The following is a 24,847-nucleotide window of genomic DNA, read 5'->3' as shown; positions in this document are numbered from 1 at the left end:
ATCTGTCGCGCCTGTGGAGAGACGCGACCACCCTTGGGGTGATTTTGGCTTAACGGACATCCCATTCCCGGCGTTTCTTCAATGGTATGGTCGTGGTTGCAACGCAAAACACCCTGCTCGATACAAAAATCGAACAGGGTGTTTTTGGACATTAGTTGAAATATACGGCTTTACCGGTCTTGGAGGACTCGTAAATGGCCTCGAGAATTTCGGATACGACGCACGCCTGCTCTGGCGTTACGACAGGATCGATATCTTTCTCAATGGCCTCCAGCCACAAACGCGCTTCCAAATCGGCCGGGCTTTCCGTCTGGCCGTCATAGAAATCTACGCCTTTGGCATCCAATTGGATCTCATTCATGTAGAGCCGGCTGTGCTTCTCGCCGTTAATCCGAAGCCCGTCGAGCATATCGGCCCCGCCTTCCGTGCCGCACAGCGTCGTTTTGGCCTCTCCGGTCTGCAGCATATTGATCGCCCAGCTGGATTCCAGCATGATCGTTGCTCCATTTTCCATTATAATCATACCGAAGGCCGAATCCTCTACCGTAAATTTTTTCGGATCCCACGGTCCCCATGCATTCGCTGCGTTTTCTTTTTTGGAGAGCTTGTGGAATGCCGTTCCAAGCACAACCTTCGGCTTGTAATTGTCCATCATCCACAGCGTCAAATCCAGCGCGTGAGTACCAATATCGATAAGCGGCCCCCCGCCTTGCTTTTCTTCATCCAAGAACACGCCCCAGGTCGGAACGGCGCGGCGGCGGATCGCATGCGCCTTCGCGAAATAAATGTCCCCGAGTTCACCGTCGGAGCAAACGCGTTTTAGATATTGGCTGTCCGGACGGAAGCGGTTCTGATAACCGATCGTCAGTTTTTTGCCCGTGCGCTTTGCAGCTTCAACCATGCGTCTGGCGTCGGCAGCGGTTTTGGCCATCGGCTTCTCGCACATGACATGCTTGCCGGCCTCCAGGGACGCGATGGAAATATCCGCATGAGAATCATTAGGCGTACACACATGTACGATATCAATGGAACGATCCGCAAGCAGCTCACGATAGTCCGTATATACTTTGGCGTCTTCCGTCCCAAACTTCTTAGCCGCGTCTTGCGCTCTTTCTTCCACAATATCGCAGAAGGCCACCATTTCCGCATTGGGCTGATTTTTCAAAGCGGGCATATGCTTGCCGGTTGCAATTCCGCCACAACCGATAATTCCGATTCTATAGACTTTAGACATTGTAACAACCTCCCTGATTCCACAAATCGTAATGTTCTTCTGATTAACTCTGAAGTATAGTATAGACAAATTGATCTCAAAAAGATATTTCATATCTGGCGCTACTTTTATACGATTTTGTCTTTTCCATTTTAGGCAAAAAAAGAAGACCGGCCCGATGCCAGTCTCCTTTATTCCAGGTTTTATCCTTTTTTAGCTGCCGCATGAACAAGCTTGTAACCTACACCGCGAATCGATTCGATTTGGACGGATTGCTGGTTCATTTCCAATTTCTTCCTCAGCGAACTGACATGTACATCTACAGTCCGCTGTCCTCCGATATAATCAAAGCCCCATACAATATTCATCAGGTCATCCCGTGTAACTACAACACCGGGACGCTGCACAAGATGAAGCAGCACCTCAAATTCCTTGGGTCTAAGCGGAATGGATTCGCCATGGAGGATCACTTCGTATTTCTCCGGATAAATCTTCAGCTCCCCTACAGTAATGACTTTATCATCATTTCCGGACTTGTCCGCAAACGCATCGTCCGACAAGGTGCGGCGAAGTACCGCCGATACGCGAGCAAGAAGCTCCGCTACTCCGAAAGGCTTTGTAATATAATCGTCAGCGCCGTATTTAAGCCCTTGTACAATCTCCTCTTCGGCGTTGCGCGCAGTCAGAATGATAACGGGCGTTTTAATTCCTTTTTGCCGCAATCTCGACAAAATTTCAAAGCCGTTCATGCCCGGAAGCATGATGTCCAGAATAATTAAATCAAACGGCTGATGCAGGGCGGCCTGCAAACCGTCGCTGCCATGATCGATGACTTTGGTATCATAGCCTTCTTGCGTCAAGTTATAAGAAAGCAATCTGGCTAACGTAGGCTCATCCTCTATGACTAATATTTTATGTGACATGGGAAAACCCCCAACCCCATTCTATATTTCATACTAATCATAGCATGAATTGTTGACAAATTGTTAAGAAGCTTTTGTTAAGATTTTGTAAAGCTCCCGGTGTTACTGGATTAACGGCAGCTCAACGATAAACTTGGTGCCGACGAAGACCTCGCTCTCCACACGGATCGTGCCTTTGTGCAGCTCAACCAAATGCTTCACGATCGACAGCCCGAGTCCCGTGCCGCCTGAGCTTCTCGACCTGGCCTTGTCCACGCGGTAAAAGCGCTCGAATATCCGCGGCAGGTCCTTCTTCGGGATGCCAATCCCCGTATCCGAAATCGTAAACCGGACCGTGTCCACCTCTCCAGCCTCCGAACCGCTGGCCAGCTGTTCTACCTTCACCTTCACCTTGCCTCCTTCAGGCGTGTAGTTGATGCCGTTGGAGAGCAGGTTGATCAGAATTTGACGCAGCCGATCCTCATCCGCTTCCATGTAGACGTCTTCCGGCACCTCCATCTTCAGTTCGATCGATTTCTTCTCGGCCTCCGTTTTCATCACATGAAGGCAGTTTTCAACAAACGATTCGAGATGGACCGGAGAGAACTGAAGCGGTATCCGTTTGGACTCAATTTTGGACAGCTCCAGAATATCTCCAATCAGCCGGTTTAACCGTTCACTTTCATCAAAGATGATTTTCAGAAACGACCTGGCTGTCTCTTTGTCATCGAGCGCTCCGGCGAGCAGCGTTTCTGCAAAGCCCTTGACTGAGGCGATCGGCGTCTTCAGCTCATGCGATACATTGGCCACGAATTCGGAACGCATTCTCTCCAGTCTCCGCACGGATGTAATGTCATGCAGAACAATAAGCATCCCGGCCCACTGGTTATTCGACTGAAAGATCGGATTCAGGTTGATCTCCAGTATGCGCTCTTCCGGAAAATAAAAGATCATTTCATCACGAATATTTTCCCGGGTATCGATACATTCCTGTATGAGCTGCGTAAATTCGATCTGCTGCTTGGCTTCGTCAAACTTTTTCCCTAACAGCTCTTTGGAGGAAAAACCGAGAAATTCTTCAGCCGACCGGTTAAGCAGAACAATCTTCCCTTCCCCATCGATCATGACAACGCCGCTAATCAAATTCTCCAGCACGTTTTTGAGCCGGTTTTCATCTTCCAGAATGCGATTCATCTGCAGCTGCAAACTATCCGCCATATGGTTTATCGCATCGCCGAGCTTGCCGATTTCATCTTTTTTATTCAGCTGTACGCGATACTTGTAGTTCATATCCGTAATTTGCTGTGCCACACTGGTCATCAGCTCGATCGGTCTGGTAATGCCATAAGCGATACGGTAGCTGAGCAAGCCCGCGATGGCAAACACCGTCAAAAGGCCGCCAATCAGCATAAGCCAAACGTTACGGATCGATTTCTCCACTTCTTCAAGACTCATGGCTAACCGCAGGTAGCCGATCGTTTGGCCCTGGTCCTTGACCGGAACGGCGGCATAAATCATGTTTCGGTTCAATGTGCTGCTGTAACGCGTGACAAAGCCTATTCCCGACGATTCCGCATCGATAATTTCCTCCCTGTTCAAATGATTCTCCATCTGAGAAGGATCTTTATCGGAATCGCCCAGCACTTTGCCGTCCGCACGGATAAAGGTAACCCGCGCATCGGCCGATTTCTTAAGCTTAGCGGCCATATCCGAATAATAATGAATTTGTTCGGATTCCGGACCCTGTCTGTTCCAGTTCATCGTGACCAGCAAGATGCGAAGTTCCCGCTCCATATAAGTAGTAAGGGTATTAATATGGGATCGCTCCATCATTTGAGCTACAAAAATACCCGCGATCAGCACCGAAGAGCCGATCAAGGCAATAAAAATCAGGGTTAACCGTGTCCGGAACTTGTTCATCAATGAAGTCATCCTCCCGCAGCCGAGGCCATACGCTTCAAGAAAAAACTCCCATTTACAAAGAATTTCCTGTATGGGGCAAATTTCATTCATGTGTATTTCTTCCAAAGGACATATCACTCTATATCGTACCTGTTCCGGAAGTGGAACTCCAGTTATTTTTTTGTAAAGAAAGGGGCCAACCTGTGAATGAGTGAGGCGCAGCCCTATTTCATTCTCCTGTCATAATAAAGAGCCCCAAGTATAACAGATACCGGGGCTCTCATGGCTTTATAGGTTATAACCGTATAGAAGTTCTTTACGATTTTATGCGAATACAGGTTCTTTGAACTGGGCCAGCTTATCGCGCGAATCCATCTCAACATCAGCGTGCAAGCTGTTTCCGTGGGAATCCATCGTGACGATGGCCGCAAAGCCCTCAGTCTGCAGGTGCCACATCGCTTCCGGTATACCGAACTCCAAGAAATCGACGCCTTCCACCTTTTTGAAGCATTGCGCATAATATTGGGCGGCGCCGCCAATGGCATTCAAATATACGGCACCGTGCTCTTGAAGCGCCTTGAGCGTTTTCGGACCCATTCCGCCTTTACCGATGACAGCACGAATACCGAATTTTTTGATGATATCTCCTTGATAAGGCTCCTCGCGGATACTTGTAGTCGGTCCGGCCGCTTTCACAACCCACTCGCCATTCTCATCTTTGGCCATGACGGGTCCGCAATGGTAAATGACAGCGCCGTTCAGATCGATTGGAGAATCATGGTCCATCAAATATTTGTGCAGCGCATCCCGTCCCGTATGCATAGGTCCGTTGATGATGACCACATCCCCTACGCGAAGCTGGCGAATTTGCTCTTCGGAAATCGGCGTCTGCAGCACGATTTCGCGGCGCTCCTGCTGGCCTGCCGCCGCGGCTGCCGGCTCGTCCTTTTGCATCGGCAGCTCCTCGCCCTTAGGATAAACCCAATCCGTAATCTCGCCGGTGCTTTGATCAATCAGCACGCCCTGTCTGCGGAACGCCCAACAGTTGTAGGCCACCGATACGAAGAAGCTGGCCGGCAAACGGTTCATGACTCCGATCTTACAGCCGAGCAATGTGACTTGACCGCCGAAGCCCATCGTACCGATGCCGAGTTTGTTGGCGTTTTCCATCACATATTCCTCAAGCTTGCGCAGCTCTTCATTCGGATTCACGTCGTCCACAGCACGGAACAACTGATGCTTGGCCAGTTCGTAACCCGTTGTACGGTCACCGCCGATGCCTACTCCGATAAAGCCTGCGCTGCAGCCCTGCCCCTGCGCTTGATATACGGCATGCATAATACATTTGCGGATACCGTCCAAATCACGTCCGGCTTTGCCGAGTCCTTCCAATTCAGTCGGAAGACTGTATTGGATATTTTTATTTTCACAGCCGCCGCCTTTAAGGATCAGCTTGACTTCGATCACGTCCTTTTCCCACTGTTCAAAGTGGATAACCGGAGTGCCCGGGCCGACATTATCGCCGCTGTTCGCCCCGGTCAAGGAATCGACCGAGTTCGTCCGCAGCTTGCTGTCCTTGGTAGCTTGGGCAACCGCCGCTATAATTTGTTTTTTCATCTCGATCTGGTTAGCTCCGACCGGTGTATGTACGACGAATGTCGGCATTCCCGTGTCTTGACAGATCGGAGATACGTTGCACTCCGCCATATGAATATTGTCAGCGATGGTGGAGAGGGATAGCGCAGAACGCGTGCCTGCGTCTTCTTTGGCCCGGGCGTTCTGAATCGCTTGGCGCACGTCGGCCGGAAGGTTCGTGGACGTTTCGACGATCAGTTTATAAATGCTCTCTTGAAAATGCTGCATGATGTAGAAAAACTCCTTTCGATTCGTAAAAAGAAACTTTCTATTATAAAACTGCACAACTCTCTTAATAATAGCATATTACCGCCGGTACCAAAATATCGTTTTCATCAGGCCGCATCCCCGGTGTACTGAGAATCCGGACGAGCAATCAGCGGACAAATCGTGTATAATCCTACTATAGCAGAGCTTCTCAGGATCATATTTCCGGTGCAGGAACGGAAGCATAACGGCCTGCTTGACCAATCGTATAGAAAGCTATTCTCTATTAGGATGATGATAGAATGGACAGCCACTTTTTTGCCTATATGTACCGGCTTCGGTATATCGGACGCTGGAGTCTGATGAGAAACATCGTCAAGGAGAATGTTGCCGAGCACTCGTTTCATGTTGCGATATTGACCCATGTTTTGTGCACGATCGCAAACGAGGTATTTGAGCGGCAGGTGCCGACGGACCGTGTGGTCAGCATGGCCCTGTTTCACGATGCCACCGAGGTGTTTACAGGCGATATACCGACTCCGGTAAAACATCACAATCCGAAGATTTTGTCCAACTTCCGCGAGATCGAGCATTTGGCCGCCGAGCGGCTGCTTGACATGGTGCCGGAGCCGCTTCGAAGCGTCTATGACCCGCTTATCGGTATGAAGACGGAAGCCGACGCGGAGTTGAAAAAATACGTCAAAGCCGCAGATCTTCTGGATGCCTATCTGAAATGCGTCACCGAGCTGTCTGCAGGCAACCGGGAGTTCGCGACGGCGAAGAAGCAAATCAAAGCTTCGATGGACGCTATGAATATGCAGGAAATCCAATATTTTTTACAGCACATGGCCCCCAGTTTGGAAAAAACGCTGGATGAACTGTAATGCAAGGCCCAAGGCCGGGGAATCCCGCCTTATGTGTGCAGAAAAAAGACCGGGATGATGATCACCCGGTCTTTTAAAGTTCAGCACTTACCGCATAAACGGAAAATTCATCAATGTAAGAACGACGAAAAATAGAATACCGTTGATGAGGCTGAGCGTCTTGATCGAGCCGATTTGTTTGGGGATCGTGCTGCCAGATTGTTCGGCCAAGGCCAGCCTCATCCTTTTGCCCATGATCCCCGAAAGCGCCGCAATAGCCAGGAACAACACGATTGAAAGCACCATCCACAGTATGGAATAGGGAGCTTTACTCACCATATAGCCTCCGGTTAAGAATGCAATGATCAGCGCAAACTGCGCAGCGCGGTTCATCGCGAACAGCACATGCAAAAAACCGTACTGCGCCGTTGTGGAGTCCAGAGCCTGAACGCGCTGGGCCAGAAACGGGAGCAGCAGGTAAATCCCCATCATAACCGCACTTAACACATGCAAGTACAATATAAAATCCAGCATAATTCGTGTTGCCTCCCCAATTTTCCATTATTTTTGATTATTCCTAGTATAACGGAATGCGATGCCTTGAAGCAAATGAACCGGCAGCGCTACGCATGCTCGCTTATGCCCGCTTTGGCTGCCCTCTGATCCCGCCGCTTGGCCAGTATCACGAACAAGGATGGAACAACGATCAAGGTCAGCAAAGTCGAATAAAGCAAGCCGGAGATGATGGTGATGCCCATCGGCCGCCACAGGTTCCCACCCATGATGGTCATCGGAAGCAAGCCGCCGATCGCCGTTGCCGTCGTCAGCAATATGGGCCGCAGACGGGATTTCCCTGCTTCCGCCACAGCCTCGTACAGCGGAAGTCCGCGCTCCCTCGCCTGTTCTATGAATTCAATGAGAATAATCCCGTTCCGCACCACGATACCGGCCAGGCTGACCAGTCCCATCAGCGCCATAAACCCTATAGGCGACCCTGTCAGAAACAAACCGATGACCGCTCCTCCGGCAGCCAGATAAACGGTTGACAGAATCAGCAGCGGTATGGAAAGAGAATAAAACTGCATGACCATAATCACATAAATCAAAAGAAGAACGATCAAAGAGAGCATTCCGATGGAAGCGAACGCATCGTTGCGCTCCTCGTTTTCTCCGCCGAATTCGATGGAATAGCCCGCAGGCAGAGAATACTGCTGCAGCTTGACTTGAAGCTCCTTTACAATGTCATCCGCAAGACGATCCTGTACAAAGCTTCGAACCGTGATCGTACGGGTCAAGTTGCGGTGATGTATGGTTTGGATCATCCGGCTTTCCTTGATCACACCCAGTTCACCAATGGTAACGGTGCCGCCCTGCAGCGCAGGCACGTACATGTCTTTCATGGTTTCCACAGGATCATGGGTCTTCTTCTTAGCATACAGAGTCACATCAATTAAATCCTTACCTTTCTGCATCTCCGCCACCTCCAGACCCTCTGTGGCAATGCGAAGGGTCATGGAGAGATCGTTCTCGTTTACTCCAAATAGACTCAGCTTGGCCGGATCGGGATCAATCTCGACCGTGTTCATATCGTCTCCAACGTCGTCGGATACGCTGACCGTGCCCGGGATTTCCTCAAGCATGCCTTGGATGTCCGACGAGATTTGCCGAAGCTGTGACAGCTCTCCTCCGCTGATGCGCAAAGCGATCGGCGCTCCTACAGGCGGACCTTGCTCCAGCTCACGCGGCGTAATCTCCACATCAGGCGGGAACATCGCCTTGAGCTCTTCCCTCCATACAGAAACCACTTCCTTCGTTTGAATGACCTTAGGATCAATCTTTACGAATAGCTGGCCCACATGAGTCCCCGATACATCGGCTTCGGAATAATAAAACTTTGGAGTGGAACGGCCTGCATACGACGAGACGAAACGTACACCCGGCTGCTGCCCTACCCAAGCTGCCGCTTTAGATACCGTATACTCGGTTTCCGCAAACAACCTGTTCTTTGGAAGCTTAATGTCGATCAGCATTTCTTCTTTCTCCGCAGGCGGGAAATACTGCACACCCAGCAGCGGAAGCAGACCAAAGGCGCTTGTTCCCACCAAAAGCGCGGCCATTCCTGTAAGCAGCGGTCTTTGCAAAAAGCGGTGAATCTGCTTGCTGTACACCATACTCAACCGCTGGATCTGTTTGCCGAGCAGACCGGGAGCCTGCTGTAATTCCGGATCGGCATGCGCCTTACGGGAAGTGTCGACGGCATCTGTCGATTGTAGGCTCCGGCGCCGGAGCCTGCGTTCGGCTGCCCATGTACGGAAAATGGGGATGATGGTAAGCGACATGGCCATCGACGCGGCCAACGTGAACGAGATCACTACAGGCAGCGGACGGATAAAGCTGCCGATATTTCCTTTCAAAAAGAACAGCGGCAGGAAAGCTGCGGCTGTGGCGATCGTCGCCGTCAGGATGGAGATGGCGACGTCACGGCTTCCTTCAAGCGATGCAGTCCGAGGGTCATCTCCCAGTTGGAGCCGGCGCTGAATATTATCGTTGACGACAATGGCGTCATCCACTAGAATTCCCAGCACAATCACTATCGCCACAATGGTGATTTGGTTTAAATCGATCCCCATAAATTCCACCGGAATAAAGCCGACCGTGATCGAAATCGGAATGGCCAGCGCAACGATCAGAGCGGTCCCGAACGCAAGACCCATCGAACAAACGACGATAACCGCCATGATGCCGATCAACAGCTCTTTTATCAGCTCTTTAAACAAATGATCCAGGCTTTCCTTCTGGGTAAAAAGCGATTGCAGCTCGACATTCTCCGGAAGCTTCGGCTTTAGCTCGGACACCTTCCGGTCAATCCGCTTTTGCAGATCCGGTATATCCGCGCCCTTTGCCGCATTGATAACCAAGTCCAGCGCAGGTTTCCCGTTATGTATGATGCTGACTTCCCTTTTCTTCGGCTGCAGCTTGACGTCGGCAATATCTCCGATTCTCAGCGTTTTTCCGCCCGGCAGACCGTAAATTTCCGTATTTGCGATATCCTCCGCCGATTTCCATTCTCCGCTCATGTTCACGAAATATTGCTTCGTGCCTTTATCGACCATTCCTAATGGAATACGATTCTGTTTGTTTTGAAGCGCCTGCGCCACGACTCCCCAAGGCAGCCGGAAGGTGTTCAGCTTGTCGGTATCCAGCGTTACAGCCACTTCCTGTTCCTGCAAGCCGACGATCTCTACATTGCTGACGCCAGGAACCGTGCCAAGCTGTTCTTTCCACATTTCCATGACCGGCCTGAGCGGTTCAAGCTCCTCGGGAGTCTCCACCACGAAATGGAGGATTTGCTCTGCAATCTTACCGAGATCGTCATTCACCTCTGGTTGATGCGCGTCCTGAGGCAGCTCGCTTGACGCGGACTGCACCTTCTGCCGCAGCGTGTCCCATGCCCGTTTGATGTCCGTATCCGCTTTGACCTCCACTTGAATGACCGAGACGTTCGCCGACGAAGTGGAGCTGACCACGGAAATATCGCTCATCTCCTTGATTTTATCCTCTAAAGGCCGGGTAATGAACTGCTCCACTTTTTCCGGTGAAGCTCCGGGATAAATCGTCTTGACGACCGCTACGGTCAGATCAATCTCCGGATTTTCCCTCTGCTTCATCTTGGATATATTGAATATGCCAAGCAGCACCGCCATGACAAAAAAAAGCAGCGTCACTTTTCGATACTTCAGGATTTTGCCGATCATCCCCCCTTCACATCCGTTCCCGGCTTGCAATTGATATTTACGCCGACCAATACCTCTGTGAGCGAGTCAATGTGCTCCGGACCGCATTTCCTCTCAACAAACCACTGGTACGCAGCCAACTCTACCATACCGATTTTGGCATATGCGGTCATTTCCAGCTGTTCATCCGTGTAGCCCGGATACGCCTGAAGCTGTACAAGCTTACCTTTGATAACGCTTGCCATTCTATCATAAAATAGCTTGTAAATATCGGCTATCTCAGGAGACGCGGAACCATGCTGGTTTATAATATTTAAAATCGTCCGGTTCTCATAGTAAATAACAAGCGTTTGACGGATGATCCGGTACAGCATTCGATCTAAATCAAAACCTTCCGTTACTGAAGGCCCTTGTGCCAAAGCGCCCACAATTTCATCCAGGCAAGCCTCGGCCACTTGGCGGAACATATCTTCTTTACTCTTGAAATATAAATAAAACGTTCCCTGCGCCATTCCCGCGTTCTGCACAATATCCGAAATTTTCGTGCTGTGGTAGCCTTTTTCTTCAAAAAGCTTAAGCGCTGATTCAATAATGCTGTCTCTCTTGTCTGCTGCCACGCCATTTCCCCCTATAAAAAATAAAATAGCAAAAACATGTTGTGAAAACATTTTGCAATTGAAATATTATGACTGACTAGTCAGTCATTTCAGATGGTAACATGATTTACCATTAATTTCAATAAGGGATTTACAAGAAAAACCGCGCCGCGGGCCGCTACGCTGAAAATCGACCTTACAGAGAGGCTTTTTGCGTCTCCGCTCGCTGCTGCGCTGATTTTCAGCTTTGCAGCAGTCTCTAAAGAGAAAAGCGCCTCAAGGCGACTTCACAAATCTAGAGTGAAGGGCAGAATTTTCTGCCCCTCCTCATCAAACTTCAATTAAAAAACCAGCCTCCGGCAAGGGCCGGAAGGCTGGTTTGAAGTATAATCTTTTTAATTAGCTGGTTACGACTTTAATTACATTACGTACGGATTCGGCAGATTTGTCCAGCGCCGCTTTTTCTTCGGGAAGCAGTTCCAGTTCAAATACTTTCTCAATGCCGTTGCCGCCAAGAAGCGTCGGAACACCCATGAACAGGTTGTCATAGCCGTATTCGCCTTGGAGCAAAGCAATGGAAGGAAGAATGCGCTTCTTGTCTTTAAGAATCGCTTCTGTCATTTGCACAAGTGAGGCCGCAGGCGCATAGTAAGCCGAACCGTTGCCAAGCAGATTGACGATTTCGCCGCCGCCGGTGCGCGTACGCTTCACGATGGCTTCGATGCGGTCAGCAGGAATCAGCTTCTCGATCGGAATACCGCCAACGTTGGAGTAACGAATGAGAGGTACCATATCATCGCCGTGACCGCCAAGCACAAAGCCGCGGACATCTTCAACCGACACGTTCAGCTCTTGTGCGATGAATGTGCAGTAACGTGCTGTATCCAGAACACCGGATTGACCGATAACGCGGTTTTTAGGGAAACCGAGTGTCTCGAAAGCAACATAAGTCATTGCATCTACCGGATTGCTGAGGATAATAACGATCGATTCCGGGCTTGTTCTTTTGACGTTTTCGCAAACGGATTTTACAATGCCGGCGTTCGTAGTCACGAGGTCGTCACGGCTCATCCCCGGCTTACGAGCAATTCCTGCAGTAATGATGACGATATCGGAGTTGCTCGAATCGTCATAGTTGGAAGTACCGATGATGTTAGCGTCAAATCCTTGTACCGGAGAAGCCTCCAGCATGTCCAGCGCTTTTCCTTTTGTCGGGTTCTCAAGCTGGGGAATGTCCAACAATACCACGTCACCAAGTTCTTTTTGAGCCAGCATTAGCGCCGTAGTTGCACCTGTGAAACCAGCGCCTACAACCGTAATCTTTTTGCGTTGAATCGCCATGATTTGGTTGCCTCCCGAAATTATATTGTTGATGGGTTCATATCCTCGGACAAGCTTTCGCCGTTCAAAGGATATAAAACCCAATTTACTCCTTTAGAAAGGGATCAAGGTGCAATCGATTTAGAAGTTTTTGATGATCTCATCCGCAAACGCCGAGCATTTCACTTCGGTTGCGCCTTCCATCAAACGTGCAAAGTCGTAAGTTACCGTTTTATTATTGATCGCGGTTTCCATACCTTTGTAGATCAGTTCAGCCGCTTCCAGCCAACCCAGATGCTCAAGCATCATAACGCCGGACAGAATAACGGAGCCTGGATTAACTACATCGAGACCTGCATATTTAGGAGCCGTACCGTGAGTTGCTTCGAAAATGGCATGGCCGGTCACATAGTTGATGTTCGCTCCAGGAGCGATACCGATTCCGCCTACTTGAGCCGCCAATGCATCGGACAGGTAATCGCCGTTCAGGTTCAGTGTGGCGATGACGTCAAAATCAGTCGGACGAGTCAGTACTTGCTGCAGAGCGATATCCGCAATCGCATCTTTGATGATGATTTTACCGGCGGCTTCCGCATCTTTTTGCGCTTTGTTTGCTGCTTCTGTGCCTTGCTCTTCTTTAATTTTATCGTACTGCGCCCATGTGAAGGTTTTGTCGCCAAACTCTTGTTCAGCAAGCTCATAACCCCAGTTTTTGAACGCACCCTCCGTAAATTTCATGATGTTACCTTTGTGAACTAAGGTTACGCTCTTGCGGTTATGCCGGATCGCATATTCGATTGCCGCACGAATCAGACGCTTGGAACCTTCGGAAGATACAGGCTTGATACCGATACCGGACGTTTCCGGGAAGCGGATCTTTTTCACGCCCATTTCGTTTTGCAGGAACGCAATGACTTTTTTCACTTCTTCCGAGCCCGAAGCCCATTCGATCCCTGCATAGATATCCTCTGTGTTCTCACGGAAAATAACCATGTCCACGAGCTCAGGACGTTTCACAGGGGAAGGTACACCGTTGAAGTAGCGAACCGGGCGGGAACATACATACAGATCCAACTCTTGGCGAAGAGCTACGTTCAGGGAGCGGATACCGCCGCCGATCGGAGTAGTCAAAGGCCCTTTGATGGCAACAATGTATTCGCGAATAGCAGTAAGTGTATCGGCCGGCAGCCAGTTGTTAAATTTATTGAAAGCTTTCTCTCCGGCAAACACTTCATACCACGCGATTTTTTTCTCGCCTTTGTACGCTTTTTCTACCGCTGCGTCCAACACGCGTTGGGCTGCCGCCCAGATGTCCGGACCGGTACCGTCGCCTTCGATGAAAGGAATAATCGGATTGTTCGGAACGTTCAATTGACCGTTCGTGATCGTGATACGCTCGCCTTCTGTCGGTTGCGCATATTGTTCAAATTGTACCATAGATATATAAACCTCCTCGTAAAATTGGAGCCAGTTTGCACTGACCCGAGAATTAGGGATACCCTCAAAAATATACGGGAGCCGCGGCGCTTGTCTCAAGCCTTACTATGAAAGCCGAGGTAAAAAAGACGCCGCAGCAGCCCGTTTAGGTAACAAGCAAAAATTTCAATCTCCGATCATTAGCGCTTCTCGATCGGAACAAAGACTTGATGCAAAGGACCCGTATATTCAGCACGTGGACGGATCAGACGATTATTATCATACTGCTCCAGAATGTGAGCTGTCCAGCCGGAAGTACGGCTGATCGCAAAAATTGGGGTAAACAGGTCGCGCGGGATTTCCAGTGAAGTATACACCGATGCGGAGTAGAAGTCCACATTTGGTTTCAGGCCTTTTTGACCGGTAACCAATTCCTCGATTTGAATGGACATGTTATACCAGTTCAAATTGCCTGTAATTTTACCCAATTCCTGAGACATCTTCTGAAGATGCTTCGCACGCGGGTCGCCATTTTTATATACGCGGTGGCCAAAGCCCATGACCTTTTCCTTGTTAGCCAGCTTCTCATTGATATAGTTTGCAACGTTATCAACCGTACCGATTTCCTCCAGCATCGCCATAACCGCCTCGTTTGCTCCGCCGTGCAGAGGTCCCTTGAGCGCTCCGATCGCAGAAGTAACGCCGGAATAAATATCGGAGAGCGTGGCAACGGTAACACGAGCCGCAAAAGTGGAGGCATTCAGCTCGTGATCAGCGTGGAGAACAAGAGCTTTGTCCAACGCTTCAACAGCAATTTTTTCAGGATTTTTGCCGGTTAGCATATATAAGAAATTCTCGGCAATGGAAACGCCGGCCTTCGGAGCGATCGGCTCTTTCCCTTCACGAATACGGGCAAACGCAGCAATAATCGTCGGAATTTGGGCCTGCAGCTTGATCGCTTTACGCAGGTTGGCTTCTTTGCTCATATCATTTGCTTCTTCGTCGTAAAGAGCCAGGCTGGAAACAGCACTGCGCAGAGCAGCCATAGAATTTACATTTTTTGGATATAATTTGATTTGGTCGATGATTTCTGCAGGAATCGCAGCGTTTTCACTTAAATCCTTTAGCAACCGGTCCAGTTCTGAGCGATTAGGCAGCTTGCCATACCATAATAAATATACGACTTCTTCAAATGTTGCATTCTCCGCAAGGTCGTCGATATTATAACCGCGATAGGTGAGCACACCGTCAATGATGGAGCTAACGGAAGAGGTAGTAGCGACAATTCCTTCCAATCCTTTGGTAGCAGTCAAGTTAATCTCTCCTTTTGCGTTCGATTTCACATAAGTCTAATATAAAGGATTTATCTACCGATGTGAACAAATTTGGACATAAAAGTTCATTATCAGCACAATAAACATATGCTATCCCATGGTCATTTCTTGATGAATCGTATAGACTCAAACACTTGATATTATGCTATTTTTGTCTTTCCAATATTCTCATAACGAAGAAAACGGCCCTGTACAAAACATTTCTTAACCGATGTAAACACATTCTTCAAAGTTTTGCAGGCTGGACAAACGATGTTAAAATAAGTTTATCTTTTTCGTTACGCATCAAGTCTTGCTCCGGCAAAACTCTAGGAGGAGAAAGCCATGAACAACAGCCGAAGAATCGGCATCATCGACATCGGTTCCAACTCCATCCGCTTGGCCATCTACGAACTTCACGAAACCGGGGCCTATCGGGTTATCGGTGAATTCAAGGAATCTGCCCGGCTGAGTCAGCGGATCGGACCTGACGGGGGCCTGCCTCCTGCTGAAATACAAAACATCGTACGCATGCTGTCGCATTTCAAACGCATCTGTGATGCCCATGGCGTCACAGACTGCCGCGCTGCTGCCACGGCTGCGATCCGGAACGCTACAAATGCGCGGGAAATTGTCGATGCCCTAACGAAGCAAACCGGCTTTCACATTGAAATCCTGTCCGGAGAGGACGAAGCCCGGCTCGGATTTCTGGGAATGATCCAGACGATGGACATATCGGACGGTTATCTCGTCGATATCGGCGGCGGCAGCACGGAAATCAGCCTATTTCGCGACCGGAAGCTGCTCCGCAGCGTCTCCTTTCCATTCGGCGCCGTAAATACGACCCGCAAGTTTGCACCGGACGGTGAATTCCAGGCAGAACAACTGAACGGTATCCGGCAAATGGTCCAGCGGGCGCTCTCTGCGCATTCCTGGATCAGCCAAAACCCCGGACTTCCGCTTGTCGGGCTTGGGGGCGGGGTTCGAACGCTTAGTAAAATCAACCAACGCAAGCGTAAATATTCACTGCCTATTCCGCATAACTACGTCATATCTCCTGAGGATATGGACGAGCTGGCTCTATGGCTCTCGAACTTGCCCGGAGAGAGGAGAAAAAAAGTCGATGGTCTTTCCAAGGACCGTTACGATATTATCGTGCCGGGTGTCATTATCCTGCAAACGGTCTTTCAGGCAACTGGCGCATTGCAATATGTTGTTAGCGGGGCCGGCCTCCGGGACGGACTCTTTTTCGAGAGCTTCTGTCCTCCGGATACGGGGCATTTGCATATCGCAGAACGCAGTGCGGACCAATTCTTAAGCCTGCATTCTACGGCTCCCCAAGTGCATATTACCCGTGTAAATGAAAACGCGCTGAAGCTTTTTGACGTTTTGGCTCAAACCAAGCTGCTGCAGCTTCACGATTCAAAAATGAGGCTTTGCCTCAGCATTGCATCCAAGCTGTACCGAATCGGCGCCTCCGTGCAATATTACCAATTTCCCAAGCACACGTTTCACATGATCGCTTATACGAGAATCGACGGACTTACCCACCGTGAGCTGCTTTTCTGCGCTCTGATCGCCACATACAAAGCAAAAAACAGAACGCTGCAAGCGGTTCTTCAACACAAGGATATTATCTCGGATTCAGATATCGAGCTCATATGCAAGCTGGGAACCCTGGTTCGTCTCGCCATTGCTCTGGATGCCAGTGAAACGCAGGCCCTTGAACTTGAATCCGTCTCCATCGAAGGCCCTTCATTGAATTTGCGCCTAAAAAGAAAACACGACCCCTCTGCCGAATACAGAGAGGTCGAGGGATTGCAAAAGGAGTTCAAGAAGATTTGGGGTCTTCAGCTTCATTGTCAGGAAACGTCGTTTTCCACGACCTGATGCGCATCGCTTCGAATTGACTCCGCCTCGGGGGAGCATCCTTCAATCGAACGGGCTCATACATGCCGTTCGATTGAAGCTGTCTCGCCTTCACATTGTCCCGCAGGCTTAGCTGCAAAACGTTAATCAACGACTGCACATTCTGTTTATCGAACACAGGACACATCAATTCAATCCGGCGGGTTAAATTCCGCGTCATCCAATCCGCGCTGGCAATATAGACCTCGGGGTCGCCTGCGTTCTCGAAGTAATAAATACGCGAATGCTCAAGAAAACGGTCAACGATGCTGCGCACCGTAATATGTTCGCTTAAGCCGGGAACCCCCGGTCTTAAGCAGCATACTCCCCGAACGATCAAATCGATGCGGACGCCAGCCTGGGACGCCGCATACAGCTCATCGATCATTTGCTGGTTCGAAAGCGAATTCAGCTTCGCAATAATGTGAGCCGGCTTGCCCTCAGCGGCGTTATTCTTCTCCCGTCGGATTTTCTCGAAAAACTTCTCCATCATATCGGTCGGCGCCACGCCGAAAGCTTTCCAATTATGGGGAGCGGAATAACCGGTTACCTCGTTAAACAGTGCGGAAGCATCCTCCCCTATGATTTTATGAGAAGTAAATAATCCCACGTCCGTATAAAGCTTAGCCGTGTTATCATTGTAATTGCCTGTACCCACGTGTACGTACCTCCGAAGTCCGTCCGCTTCCTGACGAACGACCAAGGTGATTTTACAGTGCGTCTTTAACCCTACCAGACCGTATACCACATGACAACCAGCCTGCTCCAGCTTTCTCGCCCACGCGATATTCCGCTCTTCATCAAAGCGCGCCTTCAGTTCCACCACGACCGTCACCTGCTTGCCGGATTCAGCCGCGCGTGCAAGCGCTTGAATAAGCTGGGAATTGCCGCTGACCCTGTACAATGTCATTTTGATCGCGAGGACCTGAGGATCGTAGGCTGCATCGCATATAAAGTCGGTAACGGCATCGAACGACTCGTACGGATGATAGACGAGCACATCCTGCCCGCGAAGCTTGGCAAACAAATCCTCGACATCGTCCAGCTCATGCGGATATACCGGCTTAATCGGAGGATAGCGGAGATGATCGTATCCCTGCACCGAGGCTGCAAGCTTCATGAAATAGGTCAAGTCAAGCGGACCGTCGATTTCAAATATGTATTCCGAAATGATTTCGAATTCGTCAATCAGCTTGTTCAGAGCGTAAGGATGAATCCCTTTTTGAACCTCCAAACGAACAGGATCCCCCCAACGCCGTTTACGCAACTGGTTTTCAATTTCCTCCAGCAGGTCCTCCGCGTCTTCTTCATTGAGCGTAAGATCTGCATTTCGCGTCACCCGAAAGCCGTGTACCGACACCGGAATATAGCCGCTGAACAAGGTCTGGATGTGCTTTTCGATCAAATCTTCCATTTGAATAAATTCATGCTTCTTCCTGTTGGTCCGCCCCGGAACGGCAATGTAACGGCTCAAAATCGAAGGTACCTGAACAATGGCAAAATAAGGTTCCTCCTCCTCGCTATCTCCTTCTTTCATCAAGACCACCGCCAAATAAAGCGCTTGGCTGTGCACCAGCGGAAACGGCCGCGCCTGGTCCACCGCCATCGGAGTCAGCACGGGAAAAACGATCTCGTGATAATATTCGTCCATGGCTTTACGCTGCGTTGCATTCAAATCATCATACCGCGTAAAGATAATGCCTTCTTTGGCTAATTGTCTCATGAGATCCCGATAAGTCTTGTACTGATCCGCGACCATCTTTGCCGTCCGTTTCATGATTCGCTTGAATAATCCGGCAGGAGTGTAGCCCGTAAAATCTTTTTTGGTATGACCCGCTTTCATCTGCTCGATGATCCCCGCTACCCGCACACTCATAAACTCATCCAAATTGGAGGATACGATGGAAAGAAATTTTACCCGCTCCAGCAGCGGCGTCCCCGCGTCCTGCGCTTCTTCAAGCACACGTCTGTTGAATTCAATCCAGCTCAAATCACGATTCAAATAGTTGTTCGACGTTTCACGGACCGTTGTATCTTTCATATTCGCATTATGACCTCCATGAAAATCCACCGTTTTCGCTTGTCCTTTTCTACATTGTTCATCATAATTCGATATTGTTAAGAGATGATGCAGACTTTGTTAATTTTATGTAAATGTCTGAAAAAATAGTCAGGACCTATCTGCGCCAAAAAAAATAAGTATTTCCCCGGTCTGCCATTTTGCGTAATAACGCGTATATCCAACCTTTAAACATTGGACGGCTAAGCGGAAACACGAGAAGAAATCCAAGCACATCCGTCAAAAGGCCGGGAGTTAACAGCAGTATTCCTCCGGTAAACACACATATTCCGTCCACAATCGAATCCCCGGGAGGCTGGCCCAGAGAAAGCTGATTCTGTGCCTGCCGCCACACCTTGAGGCCCTCTCTGCGCGCAAGCCATGCGCCCAAAAAACCGGTCACGATCATCAATCCGAAGGTGGGCCAACCGCCAATCAGCTTACCCATTTGAAAGATAACGATCAGCTCCAAAGCCGGAATCACAATCAATGCGATGACAACATAACGTAACATGGACGGATCAGCTCCATTCCTTGATCAGCGCGTATACATCCGGCGCTTCTTTATCGATTCGGACCGGTTTCCAATCGCGGTTCAGCCACACATGCCGGGTGCCTCCGCTGACCAGCAGTTCACTTTCCCTGTGAACTTCGCTCTCAAAACGAATGCGCAGGTGACTAAACTCTGCAATCCGGGTAAGGATTGTAATCGAATCGTCATAACGGGCCGGCTGATGAAACTTCAGATCCGCTTCAATAACAGGAAGCAGCAGCCCCTTGGCCTCTAAAGTCCGATACGGCATGCCCATCTCCCGGATCATCTCCGTTCGGCCGATTTCAAACCAGTTTAAATAATTGGCGTGATACACGACTCCCATTTGGTCTGTTTCCTGATACCGCACACGTATGTGATGACGAAATGTTTTCATAGTTTATGTTTTCACCTCTCATTCGATAAATGCTCCGATCGAAGCCCATTCAATGAAGAACGGTCCGTGTTTTGAATGAACCTTTTCTTCAACTATCAGAATCGTGACCCTGCCGATCAACTTGTAAAGTCTTATATTATAGAAAAAAGAGCGCACCCGCAAGCGGGTCCGCTCTTTTTGTATGCCCGGGGCATTCTTACAGTACCCGAGCCCGTCCGGAGTAGATGACGCCCACTTCGGGATATATGGAGACTTCTTCATTGTCCTTTAGAATCTCCAGCGCGTTAACTACACCAACGACCACAGGCTTGCCAAGGCTGATACCAACCACGGCTGCATGGGAAGTAATCCCGCCCGTTTCCGTAATGACGGCTGCGGCCTTTTCGAATGCCGGCATATATTCTTTATCTGTCGTAGGAGTGACAAGAATGCACCCTTCGGTTGCTTTGGTGTTCGCCTCTTCCGCACTGCGAGCCGTGATCACTTTTCCGGTAGCGATCTGAGTACCGATTCCTTGTCCCTTGGCAATCATTTCGCCGATTTGATGCACTTTGATCAGGTTTGTCGTTCCGGAACGTCCTACCGGTACGCCCGCCGTGATGATAACCAGATCGCCAAGGCTGACTAAACCGGTTTTGACACTGGCGTCAACCGCATGCTCGAACAATTGATCCGTGGAGGAGCAAGATTCGCCCTTAACCGGCATAACGCCCCAAACGAGAGACAATCGGCGCAATACCCGGTCATCCGGGGTAACGGCAATAATCGGTGCTTTCGGGCGGTATTTGGAAACCATACGTGCCGTATAGCCGCTTTCGGTAGCGGTCAGAATCGCCTTCGCATCAAGGTCCAAAGCGGAGTTGGCAACCGCCTGGCTAATCGCTTCCGTCACCGTGGTTTGCTGAGCATTGCTTTGGCGGATGAAAATTTCACGGTGTTCCAATGCCTGCTCCGCACGCTCCGCAATCCGGGCCATCGTTAGCACAGACTCGACCGGATATTTTCCCGCCGCCGTTTCACCGGACAGCATCACGGCATCGGATCCGTCGAAAATCGCATTGGCTACGTCGCTTGCTTCCGCACGGGTCGGACGCGGATTGCGCTGCATCGAATCCAGCATCATCGTTGCCGTAATGACCGGCTTGCCCACCTGGTTACATTTTTTGATCATGGCTTTTTGTACGATCGGTACATCCTCCGCCGGAATTTCCACACCGAGGTCTCCCCGCGCCACCATAAGTCCGTCGGATACTTCCAGAATCTCATCGAGGTTGTCTACGCCTTCCTGATTTTCAATTTTGGAGATGATCTGAATGTGAGCAGCGTTATGACGCTCCAAAATTTCACGAATTTCCATGACATCGCTCGCTTTACGCACGAAAGAAGCAGCGATGAAATCAACTCCCTGCTGAATACCGAAAATAATATCGTTCGCATCTTTTTCCGTAATCCCCGGCAAATTAATTTTGACGCCGGGTACGTTTACGCCTTTCTTGCTGCCAAGCAATCCGCCATTCTTAATCCGGCAAACGATATCGGTACCGCGAATATCCTCAACACTCAACCCGATTAAGCCGTCATCGATCAGGATCGTGGAACCGATTCTTACATCTTTGTACAAATCCCTGTATGTAATAGACACGCGATCAGCATCGCCGAGCACTTCTTCAGTCGTGAGCGTAATCAGCCGGTCTTGAATCAGTTCGACCTTCTGATCGTCCTTCAGCTTGCCTGTGCGAATCTCCGGACCCTTTGTGTCCAGCAAAATCGCAAGGTTCTTTCCCAGCTCCTGAGAAGCTTTACGGGCATTGGCGATCCGGGCGCCATGTTCTTCGAAATCGCCGTGGGAGAAGTTGAGCCGCGCGACGTTCATTCCCGCGTTGATCAACTTCTTGAACATGTCCAGCGATTCGCTGACCGGTCCGATGGTACAAACAATTTTGGTTTTACGCATGGTTGTGGTTACCCTCCTGAATGGTTGTGAACCGACCGATTTGTCTAAATTTTTTATAACGGTCTTCCATTAATTCTTTCTCTGTCATTTTCATTAACTCCTGCAAGTGCGCCCATAATACTTGTTTTATGGATTCAGCCTGCATGACAACATCCCGATGAGCCCCGCCCTTCGGTTCCGGAATAATCGCGTCAATCACACCGAGCTTTAAAATTTCATCAGCCGTAATCTTCATCGCTTCGGCCGCTTCCATCGATTTCGACGCGTCTTTATATAGAATCGAGGCCGCACCCTCCGGACTGATCACGGAATAGATCGAATTTTCAAGCATAAACACGCGATTGCCGACGCCAAGCGCCAACGCACCTCCGCTGCCGCCTTCACCGATCACCACGCATAAAATCGGCACTCGCATGGACGCCATCTCAAGCAGATTGCGCGCGATGGCTTCACCTTGACCCCGTTCTTCTGCCGCATTCCCTGGATAAGCGCCTTTGGTATCAATAAATGTAATGATGGGCCGGTTGAATTTATTGGCTTGCTTCATCAGACGCAGCGCTTTACGGAATCCTTCCGGGTGAGGACTGCCGAAATGGCGGGCGATATTATCCTTTGTATCCTTGCCCTTCTGGTGTCCGACGACCGTCACGGGAATCCCGTTAAAACGGCCTATTCCGCCAACGATGGCTAAGTCGTCCCCATAAACACGGTCGCCATGAAGCTCAATAAAATCCGTGAATAAGTATTGAATGTAATCGAGCGTCGTAGGACGTTGAGGATGGCGGGCCACCTGCATCTTCTGTTGTGTGGTCATGCTTGAGTACAATTCGGCTTCCAACTGCTGATATCGCTGCTCCAACCGGTCAATTTCGTCCGAGAAATCAATTTTCTTTTCCTCTCCGAATTTGCGCAGCTCATCGATTTTCGCGCGAAGCTCGACAAGCGGCAGCTCAAAAGGCATTTCACTTGCCACTGGCCGTCTCCTCCTTTACCGTATGCATGCTAAGCAGCTTGGTCAGCATGGTCCGCATTTCTTTTCGGTGCGCCACGAAATCGACCTGTCCATGCTTGAGATTGAATTCGGCGGTTTGAAAGTTATCCGGCAGCTTCTGACGAATCGTCTGCTCGATCACCCGGCGTCCTGTAAAGCCGAAAGCCGCTCCCGGTTCAGCAATGATATAATCGCCCAAGGTAGCGAAACTCGCAGACACGCCTCCGAATGTCGGGTCTGTAATAACGGAGATGTACAGTCCCCCCTGCTCATTCAGCTTGGCCAGGGCCGCGCTCGTTTTGGCCATCTGCATCAAGCTGAGAATGCTCTCTTGCATCCGCGCTCCGCCCGACGTCGAGAAAATAATGACCGGCCGCTGTTTGGCAATGGCCTGTTCAATAGCCCTTGTCACTTTTTCTCCTACGACCGAGCCAAGCGAGCCTCCCATAAAATCGAAGCTCATCACCGCTACAATAACCGGGTATCCGCCGATGGTTCCCTCGCCGGTAATCACCGCATCCTGCATCCCCGTAGTTTCAACAGCTTTGTTATATTTGTTCACGTAATCAGGAAAGCCCAGCGGATCTTCCGAGCCCAATTCACTATCGAATTCCGTGAACTCGCCATCGTCCATCGTCATCTGGATGCGCTCAACCGCGTTGAGTTTATAATGATAATCGCACGCGGCACACACCTTCAGGTTCTTGTCCAGTTCCTTGTTATACTGGATGGTCCCGCATCTCGGGCACTTGTTCATCAGTCCTTCGGGAATTTCACGTTTCGGACGCTCCTCGGGAACGTCGATCGCTCCATCAACCGGAGCATTGGGCGCAGGCCTGTCCGCCGATGGAACAGTGGCGTATTTTCTTTTTTTCTGAAATAAATCTTTGAACTGCACGTCTACACCTCACTTGCGAATGATGGACTTGTCCGTGCCCAAACGGTACTTGTGGCTATGATCTATGCAAAATGGTGTTTAGAACCTCTTGAACCTCTTCCAATTCGCCTTCGGGAACTAAAATTTCAAATTGATTTTTTGTCATGTTGATCGCGCGCACCTGTACAAGAAAGCCCTCTTCCGTCAGTCTTTGCTTGATTCTCTCAGCGATTTTGGCTGTCGGAGCGATATAGATTACCGTCCACATGAAAAAAAAGACCTCCCCAAGGTTAAAACGGCAGCGCTGTCCTAAAGCTTGGCAAATCAACCTTTTTCATAAGGAAAGCTGAGGACGCGAGCGTTTGTCAAGGTGATTCAGTATTGTGGATACAACTTATGGCCCACGTTCTGAATCACAGACATATTGGATTAATGATATCATAAGTGCTCTTTTGCCCGCAACCGAACCTTAGCGCTTTTCGGGGAGATCTGATTTCTTAAATATCATCGGCATTTCGCCAAAAAAAGACTTCATTCAACCGGAGGAAGGCCGTCCAATTCATCCTGGTGCTTGTGGGCAATGCGCGCCGAAGCCGCTGCGGCAAGTCCCGCAACAAGGTCATCCAGAAACACGTGAATCCCCGTTTTATGGTTATTCAAGTCCCGGATAATGCCTATTTTCTGCTTGTCCAGGAATCCAAAGCTGGTCAGTCCGATCATTCCGTACACATGAACGATCCCAAGCGCGAGCGTTTCGTCCACACCGTACAGGGGGGCGTCTGTTTCCATCAATCCCTGCAGCGGTTCGGGAAGCAGCTTTTTCTCCGCCAACTCATCCAACGCAATTCCGGTGTACAACACATATTGTACTTCCCTTTTTTTTAAAACGGTCATTACACTGTTCACGCAAGCTTGCTTGGAAAGCGCCGGATTATAGGGATGCTGCAGCTTGTACACGATATCGGCAATACTTTCGACACTCACGCCCCGCTTCTCCAGATATTCGACAATTGATTGATGCGGCATAA

At 49.8% G+C, this 24,847-nt stretch carries 20 protein-coding genes; 2 read left to right on the top strand and 18 right to left on the bottom strand.

The window, feature by feature from the left end; all coding sequences use genetic code 11:
- Positions 1-151: 151 nt before the first annotated feature.
- The 4 genes from NR121_RS18155 to NR121_RS18140 form a co-directional block, all read right to left on the bottom strand.
- Positions 152-1,234, bottom strand: a complete 1,083-nt coding sequence (locus NR121_RS18155; RefSeq protein ID WP_062406983.1) for a Gfo/Idh/MocA family protein — start codon at positions 1,232-1,234, stop codon at positions 152-154.
- Positions 1,235-1,416: 182 nt separating this feature from the next.
- Complete coding sequence (locus NR121_RS18150; RefSeq protein ID WP_054819147.1) at positions 1,417-2,136, bottom strand: response regulator transcription factor; 720 nt, start codon at positions 2,134-2,136, stop codon at positions 1,417-1,419.
- A 102-nt stretch (positions 2,137-2,238) separates the two neighbouring features.
- Positions 2,239-4,035: a two-component system histidine kinase PnpS gene (pnpS, locus tag NR121_RS18145; RefSeq protein ID WP_062406981.1), complete on the bottom strand. Its 1,797-nt coding sequence runs from the start codon at positions 4,033-4,035 to the stop codon at positions 2,239-2,241.
- Between the two features lie 306 nt (positions 4,036-4,341).
- The gene (locus NR121_RS18140) at positions 4,342-5,880 is read right to left on the bottom strand and encodes a fumarate hydratase (RefSeq protein ID WP_256831643.1); all 1,539 of its coding nucleotides are present in this window, start codon (positions 5,878-5,880) and stop codon (positions 4,342-4,344) included.
- A gap of 281 nt (positions 5,881-6,161) precedes the next feature.
- Here NR121_RS18140 and yfbR point away from each other — a divergent pair, with 281 nt between their 5' ends.
- Entirely contained in the window at positions 6,162-6,743 is a 582-nt protein-coding gene (gene yfbR, locus NR121_RS18135; RefSeq protein ID WP_256831642.1) for a 5'-deoxynucleotidase, read from the top strand.
- An 87-nt stretch (positions 6,744-6,830) separates the two neighbouring features.
- On the opposite strand, the gene NR121_RS18130 is transcribed toward yfbR, so the two are convergent.
- The 6 genes from NR121_RS18130 to citZ all read right to left on the bottom strand — a co-directional run bounded on the left by NR121_RS18130 (position 6,831) and on the right by citZ (position 15,101).
- On the bottom strand, positions 6,831-7,256 hold the full coding sequence (locus tag NR121_RS18130; protein ID WP_137669895.1) for a hypothetical protein: 426 nt from the start codon (positions 7,254-7,256) through the stop codon (positions 6,831-6,833).
- Positions 7,257-7,345: 89 nt separating this feature from the next.
- Positions 7,346-10,477 carry an efflux RND transporter permease subunit gene (locus NR121_RS18125; RefSeq protein WP_256831641.1) on the bottom strand — a complete coding sequence of 1,044 codons (3,132 nt, stop codon included), beginning with the start codon at positions 10,475-10,477 and terminating at the stop codon, positions 7,346-7,348.
- Entirely contained in the window at positions 10,474-11,073 is a 600-nt protein-coding gene (locus NR121_RS18120; protein ID WP_137669893.1) for a TetR/AcrR family transcriptional regulator, read from the bottom strand. Before NR121_RS18120 ends, NR121_RS18125 begins: the two co-directional genes overlap by 4 nt.
- 378 nt (positions 11,074-11,451) lie before the next feature.
- A complete protein-coding gene (mdh, locus tag NR121_RS18115) occupies positions 11,452-12,393 on the bottom strand; it encodes a malate dehydrogenase (RefSeq protein ID WP_054819145.1) in 942 nt (313 codons plus the stop codon).
- 120 nt (positions 12,394-12,513) lie between these two features.
- Positions 12,514-13,809, bottom strand: a complete 1,296-nt coding sequence (gene icd, locus NR121_RS18110) for an NADP-dependent isocitrate dehydrogenase (protein WP_062406969.1) — start codon at positions 13,807-13,809, stop codon at positions 12,514-12,516.
- A 179-nt stretch (positions 13,810-13,988) separates the two neighbouring features.
- Positions 13,989-15,101 (bottom strand): citrate synthase, encoded by a 1,113-nt coding sequence (gene citZ, locus NR121_RS18105; protein WP_062406967.1) that lies wholly within the window; start codon positions 15,099-15,101, stop codon positions 13,989-13,991.
- Positions 15,102-15,446: 345 nt separating this feature from the next.
- Between citZ and NR121_RS18100 the strand changes: the two genes are divergently transcribed.
- On the top strand, positions 15,447-16,991 hold the full coding sequence (locus NR121_RS18100; RefSeq protein WP_062406965.1) for a Ppx/GppA phosphatase family protein: 1,545 nt from the start codon (positions 15,447-15,449) through the stop codon (positions 16,989-16,991).
- Here the strand turns inward: NR121_RS18100 and NR121_RS18095 are convergent.
- The 8 genes from NR121_RS18095 to NR121_RS18060 all read right to left on the bottom strand — a co-directional run bounded on the left by NR121_RS18095 (position 16,933) and on the right by NR121_RS18060 (position 24,845).
- On the bottom strand, positions 16,933-19,050 hold the full coding sequence (locus NR121_RS18095) for an RNA degradosome polyphosphate kinase (protein ID WP_062406963.1): 2,118 nt from the start codon (positions 19,048-19,050) through the stop codon (positions 16,933-16,935). The genes NR121_RS18100 and NR121_RS18095 overlap by 59 nt on opposite strands.
- A gap of 136 nt (positions 19,051-19,186) precedes the next feature.
- Positions 19,187-19,582: an FxsA family protein gene (locus NR121_RS18090; protein ID WP_137669892.1), complete on the bottom strand. Its 396-nt coding sequence runs from the start codon at positions 19,580-19,582 to the stop codon at positions 19,187-19,189.
- A 7-nt stretch (positions 19,583-19,589) separates the two neighbouring features.
- Entirely contained in the window at positions 19,590-19,997 is a 408-nt protein-coding gene (locus tag NR121_RS18085) for an acyl-CoA thioesterase (protein ID WP_137669891.1), read from the bottom strand.
- A gap of 196 nt (positions 19,998-20,193) precedes the next feature.
- Positions 20,194-21,951 carry a pyruvate kinase gene (gene pyk / locus NR121_RS18080; RefSeq protein WP_062406958.1) on the bottom strand — a complete coding sequence of 586 codons (1,758 nt, stop codon included), beginning with the start codon at positions 21,949-21,951 and terminating at the stop codon, positions 20,194-20,196.
- Positions 21,944-22,924, bottom strand: coding sequence for an acetyl-CoA carboxylase carboxyltransferase subunit alpha (locus NR121_RS18075; RefSeq protein WP_062406956.1), 981 nt, complete (start codon positions 22,922-22,924; stop codon positions 21,944-21,946). Before NR121_RS18075 ends, pyk begins: the two co-directional genes overlap by 8 nt.
- The gene (gene accD, locus NR121_RS18070; RefSeq protein WP_062406953.1) at positions 22,914-23,840 is read right to left on the bottom strand and encodes an acetyl-CoA carboxylase, carboxyltransferase subunit beta; all 927 of its coding nucleotides are present in this window, start codon (positions 23,838-23,840) and stop codon (positions 22,914-22,916) included. Before accD ends, NR121_RS18075 begins: the two co-directional genes overlap by 11 nt.
- A gap of 55 nt (positions 23,841-23,895) precedes the next feature.
- Positions 23,896-24,087, bottom strand: a complete 192-nt coding sequence (locus tag NR121_RS18065) for a hypothetical protein (protein WP_054819143.1) — start codon at positions 24,085-24,087, stop codon at positions 23,896-23,898.
- 263 nt (positions 24,088-24,350) lie between these two features.
- Positions 24,351-24,845, bottom strand: coding sequence for a phosphatidylglycerophosphatase A family protein (locus NR121_RS18060; protein ID WP_054819142.1), 495 nt, complete (start codon positions 24,843-24,845; stop codon positions 24,351-24,353).
- Positions 24,846-24,847: the final 2 nt, after the last annotated feature.

The sequence above is a fragment of the Paenibacillus sp. Pae15 genome, assembly GCF_024519685.1.
Taxonomy (GTDB): domain Bacteria; phylum Bacillota; class Bacilli; order Paenibacillales; family NBRC-103111; genus Paenibacillus_G; species Paenibacillus_G naphthalenovorans.
This window is presented reverse-complemented; position numbering and strand designations above follow the sequence as displayed.

Bases quoted from the DNA above. Each gene is read 5' to 3' on its own strand.
- NR121_RS18065 (WP_054819143.1), bottom strand. From the start codon at position 24,087: ATGTGGACGGTAATCTATATCGCTCCGACAGCCAAAATCGCTGAGAGA.
- mdh (WP_054819145.1), bottom strand. From the start codon at position 12,393: ATGGCGATTCAACGCAAAAAGATTACGGTTGTAGGCGCTGGTTTCACA.
- NR121_RS18125 (WP_256831641.1), bottom strand. From the start codon at position 10,477: ATGATCGGCAAAATCCTGAAGTATCGAAAAGTGACGCTGCTTTTTTTT.
- NR121_RS18155 (WP_062406983.1), bottom strand. From the start codon at position 1,234: ATGTCTAAAGTCTATAGAATCGGAATTATCGGTTGTGGCGGAATTGCA.
- yfbR (WP_256831642.1), top strand. From the start codon at position 6,162: ATGGACAGCCACTTTTTTGCCTATATGTACCGGCTTCGGTATATCGGA.
- NR121_RS18090 (WP_137669892.1), bottom strand. From the start codon at position 19,582: ATGTTACGTTATGTTGTCATCGCATTGATTGTGATTCCGGCTTTGGAG.
- pnpS (WP_062406981.1), bottom strand. From the start codon at position 4,035: ATGAACAAGTTCCGGACACGGTTAACCCTGATTTTTATTGCCTTGATC.
- NR121_RS18100 (WP_062406965.1), top strand. From the start codon at position 15,447: ATGAACAACAGCCGAAGAATCGGCATCATCGACATCGGTTCCAACTCC.
- pyk (WP_062406958.1), bottom strand. From the start codon at position 21,951: ATGCGTAAAACCAAAATTGTTTGTACCATCGGACCGGTCAGCGAATCG.
- NR121_RS18130 (WP_137669895.1), bottom strand. From the start codon at position 7,256: ATGCTGGATTTTATATTGTACTTGCATGTGTTAAGTGCGGTTATGATG.
- NR121_RS18060 (WP_054819142.1), bottom strand. From the start codon at position 24,845: ATGCCGCATCAATCAATTGTCGAATATCTGGAGAAGCGGGGCGTGAGT.
- NR121_RS18150 (WP_054819147.1), bottom strand. From the start codon at position 2,136: ATGTCACATAAAATATTAGTCATAGAGGATGAGCCTACGTTAGCCAGA.
- NR121_RS18095 (WP_062406963.1), bottom strand. From the start codon at position 19,050: ATGAAAGATACAACGGTCCGTGAAACGTCGAACAACTATTTGAATCGT.
- NR121_RS18085 (WP_137669891.1), bottom strand. From the start codon at position 19,997: ATGAAAACATTTCGTCATCACATACGTGTGCGGTATCAGGAAACAGAC.
- icd (WP_062406969.1), bottom strand. From the start codon at position 13,809: ATGGTACAATTTGAACAATATGCGCAACCGACAGAAGGCGAGCGTATC.
- NR121_RS18140 (WP_256831643.1), bottom strand. From the start codon at position 5,880: ATGCAGCATTTTCAAGAGAGCATTTATAAACTGATCGTCGAAACGTCC.